The following is an 18,583-nucleotide window of genomic DNA, read 5'->3' as shown; positions in this document are numbered from 1 at the left end:
TAGCTTCCTACTTTGCTTTTTGATTTTCATTGAGTATAAAATGATAATAGGCTCCCAACATTCCTGCTGTATTTTGGTGATGGGCAAATTCTAATCGTGTTTTTTCAGCTAGGCTTGGCACCAAGGCCGCCTTCAAGGCTGTGCGGATCTTCGGTTTGAGAATAGCCTCTTGCCCCATGATCCCGCCACCGAGAATGACCACTTCTGGATTGGCAACGTAGCAAATATTTGCCAGACCTTTTCCTAAATAGTCTACCATGCGGTCAATGCCAGCCATACAGATCTTGTTTCCTTCAGTGGCTTCTTTAAAAATGCGTCGACCATTCCACTGATCAACTGAATCTCCATGAGCTGCTGCCACATATTCTACCAAGGCTGTCGTAGAAGCCAGGTCTTGGAAAGCTCCATCCTGCATATGCATGTAACCGACTTCGCAGGCCGAATTGCTAAATCCATGGAAAACCTTGCCATCCATAATCAAGCAACCACCGATACCGGTTCCAATGGTCAAGCAAAGAGTGACACTCGCTCCCTTTCCTGAACCAGATACTGCTTCAGCAAGACCTGCACAGTTGACATCATTTTCAATTTCACAAGGAATCGAAAAACTCGTCTCGATTTCCTTCTTGAACTGGGTTCCTGCGTAGTTAGGAATTTGCGGGCCGGCATAGAAAATCTCACCCTTATCAGGATCCACCATCCCAGCAGAAGAAATGGCAACACCTGCTACTGGGCCTTTTTCTAAATAGCTGGCTACGATATCTTTTGTCTTTTGTAAGATATGAGGACCACCCTTATGCGCCTCGGTTGGCATTTCATGCGATTCAACAAGTTGGCCTTCTTGGTCAATCAAACCATATTTGATATTGGTTCCACCGATATCAATTGCAACGTAGTGTGTCATAAATACCTCCTTATGGATTAGAGGAAGCGCTCCTTGGTTTCACGAATCAATTGCGCTGCTGCTTCTACAACTGGTCGATCTTCTTCAGTCACTGGCGTCAATGGCGAACGAACAGAACCAATATTCAAGCCTTCATTGATCTTCAAGACTTCCTTAATCACACCGTACATATTTCCATGTGCAGAAGTGAGCTTGCCAATGATTGCATTGATAGCATACTGCAATTCACGCGCTGTTTCCAAATCTTTCTCTGCAATCAACTCATTGAGTTTCAAGAAGAGTTCTGGCATCGCACCATAAGTACCACCAATACCAGCTTTGGCACCCATGAGACGTCCGCCTAGGAATTGTTCGTCTGGACCGTTAAAGACGATACGGTCTTCTCCTCCAAGGCTGACAAAGGTTTGAATGTCTTGAACTGCCATTGATGAGTTCTTAACACCGATAACACGAGGATTCTTCAACATTTCAGTATAAAGACTTGGAGTTAAAGCAACACCTGCTAATTGAGGAATGTTGTAGATAACATAGTCTGTATTTGGTGCTGCAGCACTAATGTCATTCCAGTATTTAGCAACTGAGTACTCAGGCAAACGGAAGTAAATCGGTGGAATCGTTGCAATGGCATCTACACCCAAGCTTTCCGCGTGGCGAGCAAGTTCCATACTATCTTTGGTATTGTTGCAAGCTACGTGAGCAATGATGGTCAATTTGCCCTTAGCAACTGCCATGACTTCTTCCAAAATCAATTTGCGGTCTGCCACACTTTGGTAGATACATTCACCAGAAGAACCATTGACATAGAGACCTTGAACACCCTTATCAATGAAGTATTGAACCAAGGCACGGGTACGCTCTGGACTGACTTCTCCTTGATCATCATAACATGCGTAGAAGGCTGGAATGACACCTTCGTATTTTTTCAAATCTGACATAGATTTTCTCCTAAGATTTCTTTTTTCTGCTGAGAGCAGCTCTATTTTTTACAAGTTTAGTATACACCTTGTGAAAATCTCTTTCAATATCTTGTATACACTTAGATTTTAGTTTCTACTTGTATTTTAGAAACTGTAACGATTGAAAGTAGTTTCAGAAACAAGCCATCCTACTGGTATTTTGCGAAGATTTTCTCCATCAAACCTGCTTGGAGAAAGACTAGCAAACCAAAACCAAAGAGGATAAAGGCCGATCCACCCAAAAGGAGAGTGAAGGCGGATAGATAAAGAACCATCACAATGAGAAAGAGAATGGCTAACATGAGGAAGAACCATGGAAAGTTAAAACTTGCCAAGATAAGCCCTTTTTGCAGCACTTCTTTCCATGACAAATCATAGCGCGCAGCGATGGGATAACTAGCTAGCATCACGAGAGTGAGGAAGATGAGAATCCCCAAACAAATTGCTTTCACAATCTGGAAAGGCAAAGCTGTCTGGCCCCAGAAGAGATAGAGATCTAAAAGGCTTAATGACACAATACCCAACTCTAGCAAACCTAACTGGAAACCCAGTTTCAGATTTTGCTTGAAGGCTCTTAGAAAAGTTTGAAAGACTGGTACCCGTCTGCTTCTCTTAATCTCAAACATGGTTTCATAGAGGCTGATTTTCGCCACTCCAATCGTCACGATGGGCAAACAAGAGACGACAAAAAGAAGATTGACTGTGACGATATCCAAAACCTTTTCACTAAAACGCATGAGAAAGTTGTCTGTATCAAATGCTGCCTTGATAAGGCTTACTCCTTTTTGTGCCATGTTTGCTCCTCCTGATTCTTTTAATCAATCAAAATTTTAAAGAGATATTTGCGAACCTTCTCTTCCATACCTGCATAGCCATTTGGCTGGTGTGGTTCTCCTGGGAAGAAAATCGCAAAATTGTGATAACCCAACAAGAGTGGGTATTTTTCATGACAATGGACAAAGCCAATGTCGCTCGCTTCGTCGAATACTACCGCTTCGTCTTTGATACGTGAACCGTAGCTCGAATATTCATGTCCTTCTACCAGCAAATGCAAGTCTGCATAGTTCTTATGATGCTCAAATTGATCATTTTCAGCTTGATTGAGGACATTTTCCTGAACAACTAGAAAGACCTTGTCCCCGTCAATCTCATACTTACCGAGTTCGAAAGAATCCTTACGGTGCTGATAGAGATAGTCGATAGCCTTGTCTAGATTTGGATGGATTCCCTTGTAAAAGGCGATGTTTTTCAAATCGTCAAAAATCATACTGTTTCCTTCGTTTCTGATAGTTACTATTTTTCAGTTTCGAATTATCTTTTCTCTATTTCCCTGTAATAGTGCGGACGGAAGCAAATTCCTTCGGAATTTCATTCCTAATTTTTGAGCCTTTCACTCCTTCATCGTCAGTCTCAAAAATTCCGTCTAAGATAAGCGTAAGATGCTTATCTTAGATACCACTAAAGCGGGAAATAGTTACCCTAAAACGAACCTACTCTAACTAGTATCATGAAAAGAGTTCATTCTTAAGTTTATAAGTGTCTGACAAAACTTCACGAAGTAACTGCATACTCTCCATTTTGTAGACACTTATAACTCTGTATTCTCTTATACTCAATGAAAATCGAAGAACAAACTAGAAAGCTAACCGCAGGCAATACTTAAGTATGGCAAGGTGATGCTGGTGTAGTTTAAACTCGATTTTCGCAAGGTCTTATCCTTTAACAGCTCCCATAGTAATCCCTTGAGTGAAGGATTTTTGGAAGACAAGGAAGACGGTTACGATTGGCACGGCTGCAAGAGCTGCACCCGCCATGATCAAACCATAGTTGGTTGCCATTTCGGCCTGCATGGTCGCAACCCCGAGTGAGATAGTCAAGTTTTGACGTGAAGTCAACATAACCAACTGCATAAAGTAGTCGTTCCAAGTATTGATGAAGGTAAAGATTGCAAGGGCTGCAAATCCTGGTTTCACGATAGGGAAGGCTACGCTCCAGAAAGTACGGATCTCACCACAACCGTCGATTTTAGCTGATTCAAGCAATTCTGTAGGGATGTTTTCGCTGAACTGTTTCATGAGGAAGACCCCAAATGGCCATCCAATCAAAGGCAAGATAACTGCCCAAAGAGTATCGTGAATTCCCATGAAGTTAACGATACGTACTAGTGGTACAAGGACAACTTGTTTTGGAAGAGCCATGGCAGCGATAAAGACTGCAAAGAGGATGCGTTGACCATAGAAACGTTTCTTAGCCAAGACATAACCTGCTAGAGAAGAGGTTACACAGACTAGGAACATAGTTACTAGTGAGATAAATACAGAGTTCCACATCCACTGCATAGCAGGGTTTTGCACCATGAGTTGTTGGAAGTTCTCCATGGTTGGCATTTTAGGGAACCACTGTGGTGGAATCATAATGGTATCAGGCTGTGATTTGAAGGCCCCTGTCAAGATCCAGTAGAATGGAAAGATGAACAGCACGGTCAACAAGAGCAAGATAATCGTTGAAATAACAGTGAAAGCTGTTAAGGGTTTCTTTTGTGTAGGTTGCATAACTGTCTCCTTTCTTTAGTATTCTACATCGTTTCCGAGGATCTTGAATTGAGCAAAGCTGACAATGGCAATCATCACTGCCAAGAAGACACCGATGGTATTTGCATAGCCGTATTCTGTCAATTGGAAGGCTTTTTCGTAAAGGTAGTACATCAAGGTACTTGTTGAGTAGTTTGGACCACCAGAAGTCAAGAGCTGAATCAAAGCGAAACATTGGAATGAGTTGATAGTCGTAATAATCGCGATGTAAAGAGTTGTTGGAAGAAGGCTAGGCCATTTGATCTTCCAGAAGACTTGGAATTCAGTCGCACCGTCTACACGCGCTGCTTCAACAAGTGAGTTGTCAATATTCCCCATAGCAGCGATATAAAGAATAATCGGTTGACCAACAGATGTTGTCAAAAGGATGATCATAATCGCTAGCAAAGCCCAGTTTTTGTCACCCAGCCAAGAAATGTTTTGGCTGATGATGTGGCTTGACTTAAGAACAAAGTTTAGAATCCCTGATAGTGGGTCATAGATCCATTTCCATACAACCGTTACGGCAACACTACCTGTAACTACAGGAAGGAAGAAGACGAAACGATAGAAAGATCGAGCAATCGCATTTTGATGATAGGTTTGAGATGCTACAAAGAGCGAGAAGAGAACCACAATCGGAACAGATCCAATAACCAGGATAACGGTATTGATCAAAGACTTCACAAAGACAGGGTCTTTAAACATGCGAATGTAGTTGTCCAAGCCCACAAACTCAAATTTCGTCATGGAGTAGTTAAAGAAACTTGTAATGAATCCCATAATCATAGGAGCCAAGACAAAGATGACAAAGAAGAATAACACTGGTGCTAGGAAAGCGTAGGAAATCACTGTTTCCCGCATACGAATTTTATTGACTTTCACAGTCGGCACCTCTCTTTCAAATAGAATAGTTTTTGATTTTCTTGAACTGTTTTAAAACCAAAATGAAATTTTTTAAGATTCGCTTATGTAAGAACTTCATTTTAATTTCGTGACAGTTCCTACCATTTCAAACAAAAGTCCCCCTTTTCTTACACCATAGTGCACAGGGAAAAGGGGGGAATCAATCTGACTTAGTGCTTATTGTTTTGTAGCTTTTTTGATGGTTTCGTTAGCTTTTTCAGTGAAGGCTTTCAAAGCATCCGCTGGTTTTTCGTCACCATTTGATACAGATTGCAACATTGGGAACCAAAGTGTTCTCATTTCAGCAAATCCATCGATAGTGTTGTAATATGGTGAGTAGTATTTAGTCCAGCCACTGATTGTTTCCATACGTTTGTCTTCATAAAGTTTGCCAAATGAAGTACGAACTGGGAAGGCACCTGTACGAACAACGTCTTTAGGTCCCCATTCTTTGTCATCTGCGATGAATTGAACGAATTTCTTAGCAGCTGCGATTTTCTTATCGTCTTTGTTGTTAAATACTGCAAATCCGTTTACAAGGTATTCAAGAGATGGTTTACCAGAGTCTGATGGGAATGGTACTTCTACCACATCTACCTTACTTGCTTCCAAGAGTTTCGCTTGGATACCGTTTTGAGCTGGTGCCCAAAGGATTGTGTATGAAGTTTGACCGTTGGCAAAGTTTTGGATATCTGCTCCACCGTCAAATTGTGAACCGTTGTTCAACAAACCGTCTTTAATCCAGCTAGCAGCTTTTTCAAGACCTTTGACAAATTTAGGATCGTCTGTTGTATATTTGGTTACGTCTTTGTCTGTTACAGAACCGCCATAAAGGTTTGCAACGAAGGCACGTGTTCCTTGGTCTCCCCCTTGACCAGAACTGAACAATGAACCTGGTGTATAGCCTTTATCTTTAAGCGCTTTCAAAACTTTTTCAAAGTCATCAGTTGTCCAACCTTCTTTTACAAGGTTTGCAACTCCAGCATCTTCCAACATTTTCTTGTTCATAGCCATGTAGAATGGAGCTGAACTGATTGGATACATGTAAGCTTTGTCTCCAGCCTTACTTGCTTGTACGATGTTTTCGTTGTTGACATCTTTGACGAATTCGTCTGTGAAGAGGTCGTTCAACTCAGCCAATTTACCATTTTTACCGTATTGGATGATACGTCCTGGTGCGTCAAAGAGTACGTCTGGCGCTGTTCCTGCTTCGATGGCTGTTGTAATCTTTTCAGGACCTGACTTGAAGTCGATGGTTTCCAATTTCACTTTTACATCTGGATTTGCTTTTTCAAAAGCTTCGATGATTGATTTTTCATAAGTTCCAACACCGTCACCAGTTTTTTCTTGTGTGAAGACTGGGAATGCCCACCAAGTGATTTCTGTTTTTCCGCTATCGCTACTAGAGCTTCCAGCATCTTTACTTCCACCAGAGTTACCACAAGCCGCAAGGCCAAGAATCGCAGCACCCGCAAGTACTGTACAAGCTAGTTTTCTAAATTTCATCTGTATTCTCCTAATTTATAAGCGTATCCATATTGGATAATGAGTTCTTTATATTTGTATACGTTTTCATTTTGTCCGACGCATCAACCACTCTCCTCTGTTTTGAGATTGTGTTATTTAAGACCGGCAACAAAGCGCTCCGTAATCTCTTTTGGTCTAGTAATAGCTCCACCAACAACGATACCTCGCACCCCATATTCAAGGATTTGCTTGGCTTGTTCTGGTGTATGAATTTTCCCTTCAGCGATGACATCCACACCTGCATCGCAGAGTTTTTTGATCAGTTCAAAGTCTGGACCATCTACTTTAGGACTATAAGAGGTGTAACCTGATAGGGTTGTTCCAACAAAATCAATTCCTGCTTCAACTGCTGCTATACCCTCTTCAAACGTGCTAGTATCAGCCATTAAGAGTTGATGCGGATATTTTTCTTTGACTTGTCGGATAAAGTCCTGAATTTCCAAACCGTCGTAACGTTCACGTTTGGTACAATCCAGAGCAATGACCTCGATGTCTAGTTCAGCCAGTTCATCAACTTCTCTCATCGTAGCTGTAATGAAAGGCTCCTGTGGCGGATAGTCACGTTTGATAATCCCGATAATCGGGAGTTTCGTAACCTCCTTAATCTCCTTGATATCGCGAACACTGTTTGCTCGGATACCGACTGCTCCACCTTGCTCAGCCGCTTTGACTAGCAAGGGAATGACTCCTCCCGCTTCTGTATAAAGCGGTTCGTGAGGAAGTGCCTGGCAAGAGACAATGATTCCATCTTTGATTTGTTCAATCAAGGCTTCTTTGCTGATCTGTGGCATCCTCTTTCCTCCCTTTCTTGTTCTTATGGGCTTATTATATATCATTTGTTAAGCGCTTTCAATAGCTTGTAGTAGAATAGATTTCAGTTTCAAAACTATTTTATAGAACAGACTATCCTGAAAGTAGTTTCAGACCTCTTATGATTTCGAATCAACCTAAATTTTATAAAGAAAGATAGCAGGCTGAAAAACCTGCTATCTCTTCTGAGAGTTACTCAAATAGCTTTTACTTATTATTCTTTTCTCTTCTTGCCAAATGCAAACAAGGATAAAAGAACACCTGCAAGACCAAGGGAAATCAGTGAGTTTGTTTCCTTACTTCCCGTATTTGGAAGTTCATCTTGTTTAGCTGCTGGCGCTTGATAGGTCACATCTTGGCCTATAGACAGTTTGTTGTCTGCAGCTGCTAATACTAGATTGGTGTCTCCCTTGTACTCTGGCACTTCAAGGACTGCTGCCTCAGCACCATTGACACCACCCTTATACTCTGGCAGGTCATTTGAAGCTGCCAAGACAAAGTTAGCACCTCCTCTATATTCCGGAAGCTCGTTTGAGGCTGCTAGAACTGCATTGACACCACCCTTGAACTCTGGAAGTTCATGGACTGCTGCCTCAACAGCGTTGACCCCACCTGTAAATTCAGGCTTTTCAACCGTTGGCGCTGCTTCTTCGCCTACTATTGATAATGGACCGGTGTACTCTGGCATCTCTGCCACTGGGGCTTCCTCAGCATTGACTCCACCAGTGAATTCGGTTTTTTCTACTGTTGGAGCTGGTTCTTCTCCTACTGTTGCCAATGGTCCAGTGTACTCTGGTATCTCTGCCACTGGGGCTTCCTCAGCATTAACACCACCTGTGAACTCCGGCACCTCATGGATTGCAGCTTCACTGCCATTAATACCATCGCTTAGTTTAGAGCCAGCTAAAGAAACTGGTAAATTGTGCATGCTTTCAATTGCACCCTCAGCTAGACCTGTAATTCTTTGACCCATATCCTCTGGATCTATTGTGAATAGGAGAGTTTTTGTATCGTACTGGGTCATAAAGGTTGCTGTCTTGCCATTTGCCAATTGAAGAGTCGGAGCCTTATTTACCAATACTTCTGAATCGAACTCCATGGCAATAATACCTGGCCATTTTTGGATAGCATATTTTACTTTTGCTTCTTTAGGAGAAATTCTGTCTTTGCTTAAGAAATCCCAGTTAAATTTCTTATAGGATAAAGTATAATCGTTTTGATTGCCATCCGCATGCTCATAAAGCAAACCATATTCGCCATTTCCGAGTTCTTGGAGCGAGTTGTATGCAAACTTACCACTTTGTATAGGATTGTGTTTCAGCCATGTCAACTCACCATTCTCCTCAACACGAGCTAGGTGGACCAAGCCATTATTGCGTCCAGGACCACCAGCATTGCTGAGTAGAATGTATTCCTTTCCTTCATGCATGGTGTGAATAGCGGACATTTGAACATAAACGTCTTTTACTTGAGGATAACGTTTGATTTCCTTATCCCACGTTGCTCCCCCATCATGACTGGTCGCAACCTGAAGATCACCAGTCAACCCACGCATAAAGAGCTTGAGATCCCCATTATTCAACTGAACAACAGTTGACTCCGTATTTTGGGCGCCTGGATTATTCATGGTTGAAGAGTGAATGGTTTGGTTGCCTACTGGGCGGTTATCATTAACTGCTTCCCCTGCTTGCCATGTTTCTCCATGATCATCTGAATAAATTACACGAGATGATTGAGAACCACTTAGGTAGGAAACGTTGTTTGTTGTATAAACTGGAATCACCAGTCTTCCCTTATGAGGTCCTGTACGTAAGGCAATCCCCGTACCAGGTCCAGTTCCTAGGAAGTGCATCCAATCTTTCCGAATCCCATGTGTAATATCTTTTGGTGCAGACCAGGTCTTCCCATCGTCATCACTGTAGGACATCCATAGGTAGTTGGTATTGGAAACTCTAAAAATATTCTTCTCGCTATACTCAAAATAAATATTTCCGATTAGCTCATTCCCTTTATACAAATCCCCCTTATCGCTGTAAGCTGGTTTTTTGGGGTCAACGACAACACGATAATCTGTCTTTCTATTTTGAGGGTCGAAAACCTCTCCGTTTTCTCGAATCGTATAGCGACCTGATTCTCCTTGCTTATATAAAACTTGATAAACTTTATCTCCCACTTGTTCATAAGCTTTCGGAGCTTGCCCTGGCAATGAAAATACTGCCTTACTTTCAAGGAACATGTCGTAAATTGCAAAAATTCTCTTTGTTTCAGGGTCTTGCACCAAGGCCATATCAATATTAACTGGAGATGGCCAATCTGCATGTTTAGCATGCTCATTGTCACGAGGATTTGAGATTACGATTCGGTCTCCCCATGTTTTCCCATTATCTGAGCTGCGACGAACAACCATCCCAATATCTCCCCAGTCAGAATGGTGCAAACGTCTTTCATCCGTTCCCGCAATCAGCGTTCCTTTATCTGTCTTGAGAAGAGCTGGGATACGATAACTCTTGATACCATCTTTATTTGGTTGATTGTTCCTACCACCTTCAAAGACGTCTTCTTTCTCAGTGACTTTTGCTCCCTCAGGAAGTTTCTGTTCCAATTCACCTCTTTCAAATAATTGACTCCGTGTTTGAACTTCGTCTGGGCTTAAAGCACGATCGTAAACAGTTAGGTTTCGAACTTGTAGGTTTGAGGCCCAAACTGTTTTATTGCCCCGTTTGGTTGCTCCAAGTTGAGCTTGATTAACATCTGGCATATCTTTGATGAAGTTACCAGATTTGAGACTTGTTCGAGATAAGACACCGTTCACATAGAGACGAACTCGACCATGAGGTAACTCTGCTGTCGGTTGTTCGACAGTAAAGGTCACGGAATTCCATTGTCCAGGGCGAACTTTCAAAGGAGCATCTGTATACTTATCATAGAACTGCTCTCCATTAGCGCCACGCCCTTCAATAAGAGCTGTATTATCAAGGACCGACATAGTAAAGTACTCATTTTCCTTGGTGTCACTGGATACAGAAAAGAGATTGTAAAAGCGTGGAGCTGATGCATCTGGTTTGAACTCCATGTGAACTGTAGCATTTTTTAGTTGCTTTAGTTTGTCTAGTTCATTTGATAAATCAACTCTCTGACCATTTGCTGCATTGGTTTCAACATCTTCTTTTTCAAGGACAGGATTAGCATTTTTTAAATCTCTTGAGTAATAGTCACGAGGAATAGCACCCTGATCCTCTGATTCCTCTTCCTTATTTGCTTCTTCTGCAGGGGTTTCCGTAGAGGATGGGGTTTCTGATTCTGCACTCTCATTTTTTTTCAAATGATCTTGGTCCACCTCAACGCCATTGTCTTGAGCTGCTGCCAATTTGCCAGCCAAATCCTTATCCAAATGAGCAAGATCTCCCGAGGACACTTCTTTTGGCAATTCTGATAATCCTTGACCAGATTCGACAGTTTCTGTATTGGCCCCTGCTGCATTGGCTTGCTCTTGAGCTAAGACTGGATTTGCTCCAAATACTACTGTCCCAATCACTACCGATGCCGCACCAACTGCAAATTTTCGAATTCCGTATCGCTGTTTCCGATGTAAAGAGTTGTAATTCATGTTTGTCCTTTCATTTTCATAAAAATAAAGCGCTTTCTTTTTTCTTTAAAAATTTTTATTGTCTCTTCAAGAGACAAGTTTTACAAGAAAGTATCCAACTTAATGAGAGCTCCCAATCCTCTCCCATTTTCTGCTGAGCCATTCTTTAAGCGCCCAGCAGCCTTTTTCCTCCTTTCATAAGTGACTTTTCCTTTATTATACAATAAAGTCTTATATTTATATCTGTGTTCCTGCAGAATAGATTTTACTTTTAAGAACATTTTAATATTTTAAATTTTCTAAAAGTACTTTCAGGTTTTGGACATAAAAAAGAGAGCTCCTGGGCTCTCTCATTCATTATTTTACATACTTAAAAGGAATCTCACTGCCACAGAGCCAGTTGTAGACTTGGTCATTGACAAAAACATTCATGGCTTCATGGGCATACTCAGGCATGATGCGATAGGCCTTATCGCAGGTCAGACGGTTGTAAATCGCAAACTGGGTAATAGGATAGCAAACATCGTCATCCAAGCCCGTAATCATCTTGACCTCTCCTTTGATACGATGGGCAAGATTCTTCACATCGATATAGGCAAGAGTCGCCATGATTTCCTCCTCTGTTTCATGGAAGGGATCGTGGAACTTGAAATAACGGAAAAGTTCGTCATAGGCTTCACTGGTATTGCCAATCTCAAGCACTCGTCTAAAGTCTGACAAGAAAGGATAGATGGCAACTGTTTTCTGAATCCGAGGATTGAGCGCTGCTGCAACCAGGGCTAAAGCACCGCCTTGTGAGGCACCATAGCTAGAAAGTCTTTTCTCATCCACCTGTGGCAGACTAGCAATAATTTCAACCAACTGGTAAATATCCAGATAAACATCCTTATAAAAGAGATGTTCACGACCCTCAACAGCACCACGGATGATATGCCCTTTCACCGTATTTCCAAGTGGAGAGCGTAAGCCGTCTTGAGAATAGCCCGACTGGCCACGAACGTCCATGGAAACAACACCGTAACCAGCCACAGTGAAGGCCAGCATGTCGGTCCAGTCCCAACCACGTCCCATATAACCATGAAAGTGGAAGATTAACGGAACTTTCTCCTCACTCTTTGGCAGGACGACCCGTGCGTAGACCTTGCCTTCATTGGTTCCTTCAAAGGTTAGCTCATAGCACTTGACTTGGGGAATATGGAAATCTCTTTCCTCCAACTGGTAGGCTGGAAGTGTGGAAACTTTTTTGACTTCCTCATCCCAAAAAGTATCAAAGTCTTCTGGAACCTCATCCCGTCCTAGATAGGTCTTGATTTCTTCTAACAAAGCTGGATTTTTCATAGTATGCTCCTTTTATTTTGTAATCGCTATCATAACTCTAGCATATCTAGGAAAGCAATGCAAGAAAGAAAGATAAACAGAAAGTGATTTTAGATTCTCTTTCCTTAAACCTATCGTCTGAAAGTAGTTTTAAAAATAAAAAGAGCGTTTCCGCTCTTCGTGTATCAATAGGTGCTAGCTCCTTTCTCTAGTTTGACGGTTTGAAATTTCTTTTGGTAGGTTACTTTAATCGTCATGTGAGAGTCCTCGTTTCTTTTTGATGACTCTAGTATAAGGCCCAAACCTAAAAGCTAGCTTATAGATTTCTTAGAAAAGGCTTAATCCAGATGTTCTCTTTTTTCTAGGTGGAGAGCAATCATCCGCCATTCTGGATCCTCTTTCCAATCTTTTATCGAACTAATGTAGCTGGCAACCTTCCTGGCTTCTTCTAAAATTGGAAAATCTTCGATAATATCAGCCACTTGAAACTCTGGAAGTCCTGACTGTCTGGTTCCAAAAATCTCACCTGATCCGCGCATTTTCAAATCTTCCTCCGCAAGGACGAATCCATTAGTCGTTTCTGTCATGATGCGCATGCGGTCTTTCCCTGACTCGGTCTTGGGATTGGCAACGAGAACCGCATAGGACTGCTTGTCTCCCCGACCCACACGACCTCTGAGCTGATGGAGTTGGCTGAGACCGAACCGATCAGCATCCATGATAATCATGACGGTCGCATTTGGAACATTGACCCCAACCTCGATAACAGTCGTCGAAACCAGAATATCCGTTTTTCGCTCTTTGAAATCCTGCATGATCTGGTCTTTTTCATCACTCTTCATTTTACCATGTAGAAGAGCTACTTCAGCCTTGCCGGCAAAATGAGCTGTCAACTCCTCAGATAAGGCAATGGCATTTTTCAGATCCAGAGCTTCAGATTCTTCAATCAGGGGAGAGATAACATAGGCTTGAGAACCTTTTTGAATTTCTCCCTCTAACCAAGTCAAGACCTGAGACAGTTGCTCATGTTTGATCCAGCGCGTCACAATAGGCTTCCGCCCTGCTGGCATCTGGTCAATAATGGAAACATCCATATCGCCAAAGGCTGTGATAGCCAAGGTTCGAGGAATGGGTGTCGCTGTCATCATGAGAACGTCAGGATTATCTCCTTTTTCTCGCAGAATACGCCTTTGCCCCACACCAAAACGGTGCTGCTCATCGATGATAATCAAGCCAAGACAAGCATAATCAACCCCATCTTGTATCAGAGCGTGGGTTCCGATAATCAAATCAGCCTCACCCTTGGCAATGGTCTCCAAGACTTCTCTTTTTTCTGCAACTTTTAAGGAACCTGTCAAGAGAGCGAGTTTCAAGTCTGGAAAAAGGTTCTGCAAACTCTCAAAGTGTTGCTCTGCTAGGATTTCTGTCGGTACCATGAGAGCAGCCTGGTAGCCAGCCGTCACCGCCGCAAACATGGCCAAGCCAGCAACCACCGTTTTTCCACTCCCCACATCTCCTTGCAGGAGACGATTCATGTGATGGTCCGACTTCATGTCGGTCAAAATTTCCTGCAAACTCTTTTCCTGAGCTTGGGTCAAGGCAAAAGGCAAGCTTCCCTTGACTGCTGTCACTTTTTTCTGAGACCAATCCAGAACCAGACCGCTTCCCTGAACTCTGTTTTCAGACTTGAGCGTCTGCAATTGCATTTGGAAGTAAAAGAGTTCCTCAAACTTGATACGGCGAAGGGCCTGCTTGTATTCTGCCAAATCCTTGGGAAAATGCATAGCGCGAACAGCCTGGCAACGGGACATGAGTTTGTATTTATCCAGCAAAGACTGGGGAAGATTTTCCTCTATCAAGAGGTCCAACCCCTGATCAAAGGCTGTCTTAATGACCTTAACCAGACTGGCCTGACTGATTCCCTGAGCCAGACGATAAACAGGTTGGAGGTCATCTTCCACCTGAGCCAGGACCTTCATCCCAGTCAGACTGGCCTTGGCACGGTCCCATTTCCCAAAGACAGCAAGGGTTGCTCCCAACTCTATCTTATCAGCCAGATAGGGCTGGTTAAAGAAATTCACTGCAAAAACGACTTCTCCCTGCTTGAGGCTAAAGCGCAGACGATTGCGCTTGAAACCATAATACTGGACACTAGCGGGGGTCACTACCTGACCAGACAGAACAGCTTTTTCGCCATCTTCCAGCTCTAGGACCTGCTTGGTCTTGAAATCTTCATAACGGAAAGGAAAGTAGAGCAAGATGTCTTGCAAGTTTTCAATTCCTAGTTTGGCATACTTCTCTGCTGACTTCGGTCCCACACCAGGTAAGACATGCAAGGGTTGGTGTAGATTCATGCTCCACTCCTTTCTTTTTTAATAATATTCTCTCGGAATGCGATCACTGAGGAGACAAACTACCTCATAATTAATGGTTCCACGGTAGGTCGCTACCTGAGTTGCTGTGATTTCCTGGTCACCATCGGAGCCAATTAAGGTGACTTTTGTTCCTAGCGGGTAAACCTTAGGCAAACGAATGGTGATTTGGTCCATAGAAACTCGTCCAACGATTGGGCAAGCTTGACCATCTACCAAGACAGAGAAATTCTGCATGTCTCGTGTCCAACCATCCGCATAACCGATTGGCACAGTCGCGATGATTTGCTCACTATCCGCCTGATAAGTTGCTCCATAGCCCATGCAAGCTCTAGCTGGAACTGTCTTGACATGGACCAGGGAAGACTCCAAGGTCAAGGCTGGAGTCAAGTCATAAGGTAAGGCCAAGACCTCTCCACTTGGATTCAGGCCATACATAGCGTCTCCCATACGCACTGCATTGAAAATAGTCTCTGCATGCCAGAGGGTCGTTGCCGAATTGCTGGCATGAACCAGCTCTGGGGCTTCCTTCATACTTGCCAAAATAACTTTAAATCGTTCTAACTGGGTATTAAAATAGGTATCTGATTCTTCATCTGCAGTAGCAAAGTGGGTAAAAATCCCCTCAACACGAGCACCGTGTTGTTGGAGCAAGGCATGAGCCTGATCAGCCTCACTGGAATCTCGGAAACCAATCCGTCCCATCCCTGAATCAATCTTGAGGTGGACAGTCAAGCCAGATAAATCCGTCTCCCTAGCTAAGAGCGCTTGAATCCACTCCAGTCCAGCCACTGTCAATGTGATGTCGTATTCTTTAGCAAGAGAAACAGCTTCTAGCTCAGAAACTCCTAAAATGAGGATTTTCTTGCTAAGTCCAGCATGACGAAGTTCGATAGCTTCATCAATATTGGAAACACAAAATCCATCAACATCATCCTGAATAGCCTTGGAAACGGCAACAGCCCCATGACCATAGGCATTGGCCTTGACCACTGCCCACTTGAGCGTTCTTTCAGGGATATGAGCCCCCATTTGCTGAATATTTTGTCGAATAGCTCCCAGATGAATCAGAGCCTTGGTTGGTCTATGTGGGCTAGCTTTCATGATTTTCCTCCAAAATGACACTGGCTGTCACAAACTGATCTGTATGGCTGATAGACAGCCAAATCTTCCCTGAAAATGGTGCCTGACTAAAATAGGGAGCCCCTCGTTCATTGTTCAAAACTTCCAAATCCTGAAAGGTCAGTTTGCCAATACCAGTTCCCATAGCCTTGGAAAAGGCTTCCTTAGCTGACCAGCGGCCTGCCAAGTATTCGATCTGTCTGCGCCCTTTGAGACTGGTAAAATGCTTCATTTCTTTAGGGGTCAGCACGCGCTTGGCAAAGCCCTCACGTCGTGTAACTGCTTTTTCTATCGAAGCCAATTCTTCGATGTCAATTCCGTGTCCAACTATCATACTCATAAAAGGAGCTGAGATTCCCCCAACTCCATCCTTTTCACTTATTTTGTTAAGGTAGTATAAATTTCTTCTACCAAGGCTACTGTATTTTCCCAACCTAGACAAGGGTCAGTTATGGAGCAACCAAAGACCTCTGGTTGGTTTTGACGACCATCTGCTAGGTAAGATTCGATCATAAAGCCTCGAACCGTCTTTTTAATCTTTTCATTCCAGTCACGATTCAGCAAGGCTTGACGAACAATGCGAATTTGTTCCATATACTGCTTGCCCGAATTGTCATGATTGGTATCGATGATAATGAAGGGATTTTCAAGCCCCATGGTCTCATAACGATTGATGGCATTTAAGAGGGTTTCATAGTAGAAATTGGGTTCATTTTTACCATATTCGTTCATGGCGCCACGAAGGATAACGTGGGCCAAAGAATTTCCTGAAGTTTCCACTTCTTGACCGTGGTAAAGGAAGGTTTGCTTGTTTTGAGCCGCATAGATAGCATTAAACATGACCCCAAGGTTCCCAGATGTTGGATTTTTCATCCCAACTGGAGCATCAATCCCAGACGCTACAAAACGGTGTTCCTGGTCTTCTACCGAACGAGCTCCTACAGCATGGTAGCTGACTAGATCATCGATCAAAACGAGATTTGACGGATAAAGCATCTCATCAGCTGTCGTCAAGCCCGTCTCCGTAATCACACGGTAGTGCAGCTGACGAACAGCTTGTATGCCATTAATCAAGCTTGGAGCTTTAGAAGTATCCGGCTGATGAACCAAACCCTTATAGCCATCTCCATTGGTACGAGGTTTAGCCGTATAGACACGCATCACGATAAAAATTTTATCCGCAACTTTTTTCTGTAAGTCTGCTAAGCGACGAGCATATTCGAGCACAGCTTCTTCATTGTCTGAAGAACACGGTCCCATCACCAAAAGGATTCGGTCGTCCTCACCCGAGATGATGGCTGCCAGCTCTCTATCGCGGGCTTCTTTCTTTCGCAATGCTTCAGCTGACAACTGAGTCGAAGCCTTGATTGCTTCAATATCAATTTCTTGACCTTTTTCGATAAATGCCATCTTACTCTCCTAGCGTTTGGTAAATTTCGCGAACAAGTGCTTCTGTGTTGTCCCATCCTAGACAAGGGTCCGTGATAGACTTACCAAAAATTTCTGGCTCATTTTGACGTCCATCTTCTAGATAGGACTCAATCATAAAACCACGAACATATTTCTTGATTTTCTCATTCCAGTCACGGTTAATCAAGGTCTGACGAACGATACGGATTTGATCCATGTACTGCTTGCCTGAATTATCATGATTGGTATCAATGATGATAAAGGGGTTTTCCAAGCCCATCTTTTCATACTGGGCAATGGTATCCATCAAATTGTCATAGTAGTAGTTAGGAATATTTTTCCCATATTCATTCAAGGCACCGCGAAGAATGGCGTGGGACAATGGATTCCCTGTTGTTTCCACCTCTTTACCAAGGAAAAGGAAACTCTGTTTATTTTGCGCTGCATAAATCCCGTTAAACATAACATTGAGATTTCCAGATGTTGGATTTTTAAATCCTGTTGAAAAGTCTGCTCCACTCGCTACAAAACGGTGCTGTTGATCCTCTACAGAACGAGCTCCAACAGCCATATAAGAAATCAAATCATCCACCAGCGGAAGATTTTCAGGATAAAGCATCTCATCCGCTGTTGTCATACCCGTCTCGGTAATCACACGGTAGTGTAGTTGACGAACAGCCTTGATCCCATTGATTAAGCTAGGAGCTTCTGTCGCATTTGGTTGATGAATCAAGCCCTTATAGCCATCTCCATTGGTACGAGGTTTAGCTGTATAGACACGCATGACCATAAAAATACGGTCTTTGACCTCTTCTTGCAAAGCAGATAGACGCTTGGCATACTCGAGAACCGCCTCTTCGTTATCAGATGAACATGGTCCAATCACCAAGAGAATACGCTGGTCCTCCCCACGGATGATGGCTTCCAATTCCTGATCACGTTGATTTTTTCTCGCAAGAGCCGCTCCCTCTAATTTAGACAAGGCGCGAACTTCTTCAATGTTAATTTTAGGACTTTTAGCTTTAAATACCATGATTCATCTCCTTATAAAGCAAACGGACACCAAGCAAAAAATGATTTTTACCAGGTATCCGCCTGTATCT

At 42.9% G+C, this 18,583-nt stretch carries 15 protein-coding genes; all 15 read right to left on the bottom strand.

All coding sequences use genetic code 11. The features are described from left to right. Positions 1–7 precede the first annotated feature (7 nt). Positions 8–904, bottom strand: a complete 897-nt coding sequence (locus tag O3652_RS05975; protein WP_125384880.1) for an ROK family protein — start codon at positions 902–904, stop codon at positions 8–10. 17 nt (positions 905–921) lie between these two features. Beyond that, positions 922–1,839, bottom strand: coding sequence for a dihydrodipicolinate synthase family protein (locus tag O3652_RS05970; RefSeq protein WP_125412976.1), 918 nt, complete (start codon positions 1,837–1,839; stop codon positions 922–924). A 170-nt stretch (positions 1,840–2,009) separates the two neighbouring features. Next, entirely contained in the window at positions 2,010–2,654 is a 645-nt protein-coding gene (locus O3652_RS05965; protein WP_042902679.1) for a YesL family protein, read from the bottom strand. 20 nt (positions 2,655–2,674) lie between these two features. Continuing rightward, complete coding sequence (locus tag O3652_RS05960; protein ID WP_061427879.1) at positions 2,675–3,127, bottom strand: YhcH/YjgK/YiaL family protein; 453 nt, start codon at positions 3,125–3,127, stop codon at positions 2,675–2,677. A 445-nt stretch (positions 3,128–3,572) separates the two neighbouring features. Further along, the gene (locus tag O3652_RS05955) at positions 3,573–4,412 is read right to left on the bottom strand and encodes a carbohydrate ABC transporter permease (protein ID WP_061427881.1); all 840 of its coding nucleotides are present in this window, start codon (positions 4,410–4,412) and stop codon (positions 3,573–3,575) included. 15 nt (positions 4,413–4,427) lie between these two features. Further along, the gene (locus O3652_RS05950) at positions 4,428–5,294 is read right to left on the bottom strand and encodes a carbohydrate ABC transporter permease (RefSeq protein ID WP_161801140.1); all 867 of its coding nucleotides are present in this window, start codon (positions 5,292–5,294) and stop codon (positions 4,428–4,430) included. Positions 5,295–5,513: 219 nt separating this feature from the next. Then, positions 5,514–6,842 carry an extracellular solute-binding protein gene (locus O3652_RS05945; RefSeq protein ID WP_071851252.1) on the bottom strand — a complete coding sequence of 443 codons (1,329 nt, stop codon included), beginning with the start codon at positions 6,840–6,842 and terminating at the stop codon, positions 5,514–5,516. Positions 6,843–6,955: 113 nt separating this feature from the next. Next, complete coding sequence (locus O3652_RS05940; protein ID WP_001135657.1) at positions 6,956–7,654, bottom strand: N-acetylmannosamine-6-phosphate 2-epimerase; 699 nt, start codon at positions 7,652–7,654, stop codon at positions 6,956–6,958. A gap of 233 nt (positions 7,655–7,887) precedes the next feature. Then, a complete protein-coding gene (locus tag O3652_RS05935; RefSeq protein WP_125412974.1) occupies positions 7,888–11,280 on the bottom strand; it encodes an SIALI-17 repeat-containing surface protein in 3,393 nt (1,130 codons plus the stop codon). A gap of 336 nt (positions 11,281–11,616) precedes the next feature. Further along, the gene (locus tag O3652_RS05930; RefSeq protein ID WP_125412970.1) at positions 11,617–12,597 is read right to left on the bottom strand and encodes an acetylxylan esterase; all 981 of its coding nucleotides are present in this window, start codon (positions 12,595–12,597) and stop codon (positions 11,617–11,619) included. A gap of 317 nt (positions 12,598–12,914) precedes the next feature. Beyond that, positions 12,915–14,930: an ATP-dependent DNA helicase RecG gene (recG, locus tag O3652_RS05925; protein ID WP_125412967.1), complete on the bottom strand. Its 2,016-nt coding sequence runs from the start codon at positions 14,928–14,930 to the stop codon at positions 12,915–12,917. Positions 14,931–14,948: 18 nt separating this feature from the next. After that, positions 14,949–16,052 (bottom strand): alanine racemase, encoded by a 1,104-nt coding sequence (gene alr, locus O3652_RS05920; protein ID WP_371590164.1) that lies wholly within the window; start codon positions 16,050–16,052, stop codon positions 14,949–14,951. After that, a complete protein-coding gene (acpS, locus tag O3652_RS05915; protein ID WP_125412961.1) occupies positions 16,042–16,404 on the bottom strand; it encodes a holo-ACP synthase in 363 nt (120 codons plus the stop codon). Before acpS ends, alr begins: the two co-directional genes overlap by 11 nt. A 44-nt stretch (positions 16,405–16,448) precedes the next feature. Continuing rightward, positions 16,449–17,480: a 3-deoxy-7-phosphoheptulonate synthase gene (locus tag O3652_RS05910; protein WP_125412958.1), complete on the bottom strand. Its 1,032-nt coding sequence runs from the start codon at positions 17,478–17,480 to the stop codon at positions 16,449–16,451. A gap of 1 nt (position 17,481) precedes the next feature. After that, positions 17,482–18,513 carry a 3-deoxy-7-phosphoheptulonate synthase gene (locus O3652_RS05905; protein ID WP_371590163.1) on the bottom strand — a complete coding sequence of 344 codons (1,032 nt, stop codon included), beginning with the start codon at positions 18,511–18,513 and terminating at the stop codon, positions 17,482–17,484. Positions 18,514–18,583 lie beyond the last annotated feature (70 nt).

It is taken from the genome of Streptococcus sp. 27098_8_23 (assembly GCF_041432195.1).
GTDB lineage: Bacteria > Bacillota > Bacilli > Lactobacillales > Streptococcaceae > Streptococcus.
The sequence above is the reverse complement of the archived record's forward strand: the minus strand, read 5'-3'. Positions and strand labels throughout refer to the sequence as shown.

Coding starts and splice junctions, on each gene's coding strand:
- O3652_RS05975 (WP_125384880.1), bottom strand. CDS start 904: ATGACACACTACGTTGCAATTGATATCGGTGGAACCAATATCAAATAT.
- O3652_RS05970 (WP_125412976.1), bottom strand. CDS start 1,839: ATGTCAGATTTGAAAAAATACGAAGGTGTCATTCCAGCCTTCTACGCA.
- O3652_RS05965 (WP_042902679.1), bottom strand. CDS start 2,654: ATGGCACAAAAAGGAGTAAGCCTTATCAAGGCAGCATTTGATACAGAC.
- O3652_RS05960 (WP_061427879.1), bottom strand. CDS start 3,127: ATGATTTTTGACGATTTGAAAAACATCGCCTTTTACAAGGGAATCCAT.
- O3652_RS05955 (WP_061427881.1), bottom strand. CDS start 4,412: ATGCAACCTACACAAAAGAAACCCTTAACAGCTTTCACTGTTATTTCA.
- O3652_RS05950 (WP_161801140.1), bottom strand. CDS start 5,294: ATGCGGGAAACAGTGATTTCCTACGCTTTCCTAGCACCAGTGTTATTC.
- O3652_RS05945 (WP_071851252.1), bottom strand. CDS start 6,842: ATGAAATTTAGAAAACTAGCTTGTACAGTACTTGCGGGTGCTGCGATT.
- O3652_RS05940 (WP_001135657.1), bottom strand. CDS start 7,654: ATGCCACAGATCAGCAAAGAAGCCTTGATTGAACAAATCAAAGATGGA.
- O3652_RS05935 (WP_125412974.1), bottom strand. CDS start 11,280: ATGAATTACAACTCTTTACATCGGAAACAGCGATACGGAATTCGAAAA.
- O3652_RS05930 (WP_125412970.1), bottom strand. CDS start 12,597: ATGAAAAATCCAGCTTTGTTAGAAGAAATCAAGACCTATCTAGGACGG.
- recG (WP_125412967.1), bottom strand. CDS start 14,930: ATGAATCTACACCAACCCTTGCATGTCTTACCTGGTGTGGGACCGAAG.
- alr (WP_371590164.1), bottom strand. CDS start 16,052: ATGAAAGCTAGCCCACATAGACCAACCAAGGCTCTGATTCATCTGGGA.
- acpS (WP_125412961.1), bottom strand. CDS start 16,404: ATGATAGTTGGACACGGAATTGACATCGAAGAATTGGCTTCGATAGAA.
- O3652_RS05910 (WP_125412958.1), bottom strand. CDS start 17,480: ATGGCATTTATCGAAAAAGGTCAAGAAATTGATATTGAAGCAATCAAG.
- O3652_RS05905 (WP_371590163.1), bottom strand. CDS start 18,513: ATGGTATTTAAAGCTAAAAGTCCTAAAATTAACATTGAAGAAGTTCGC.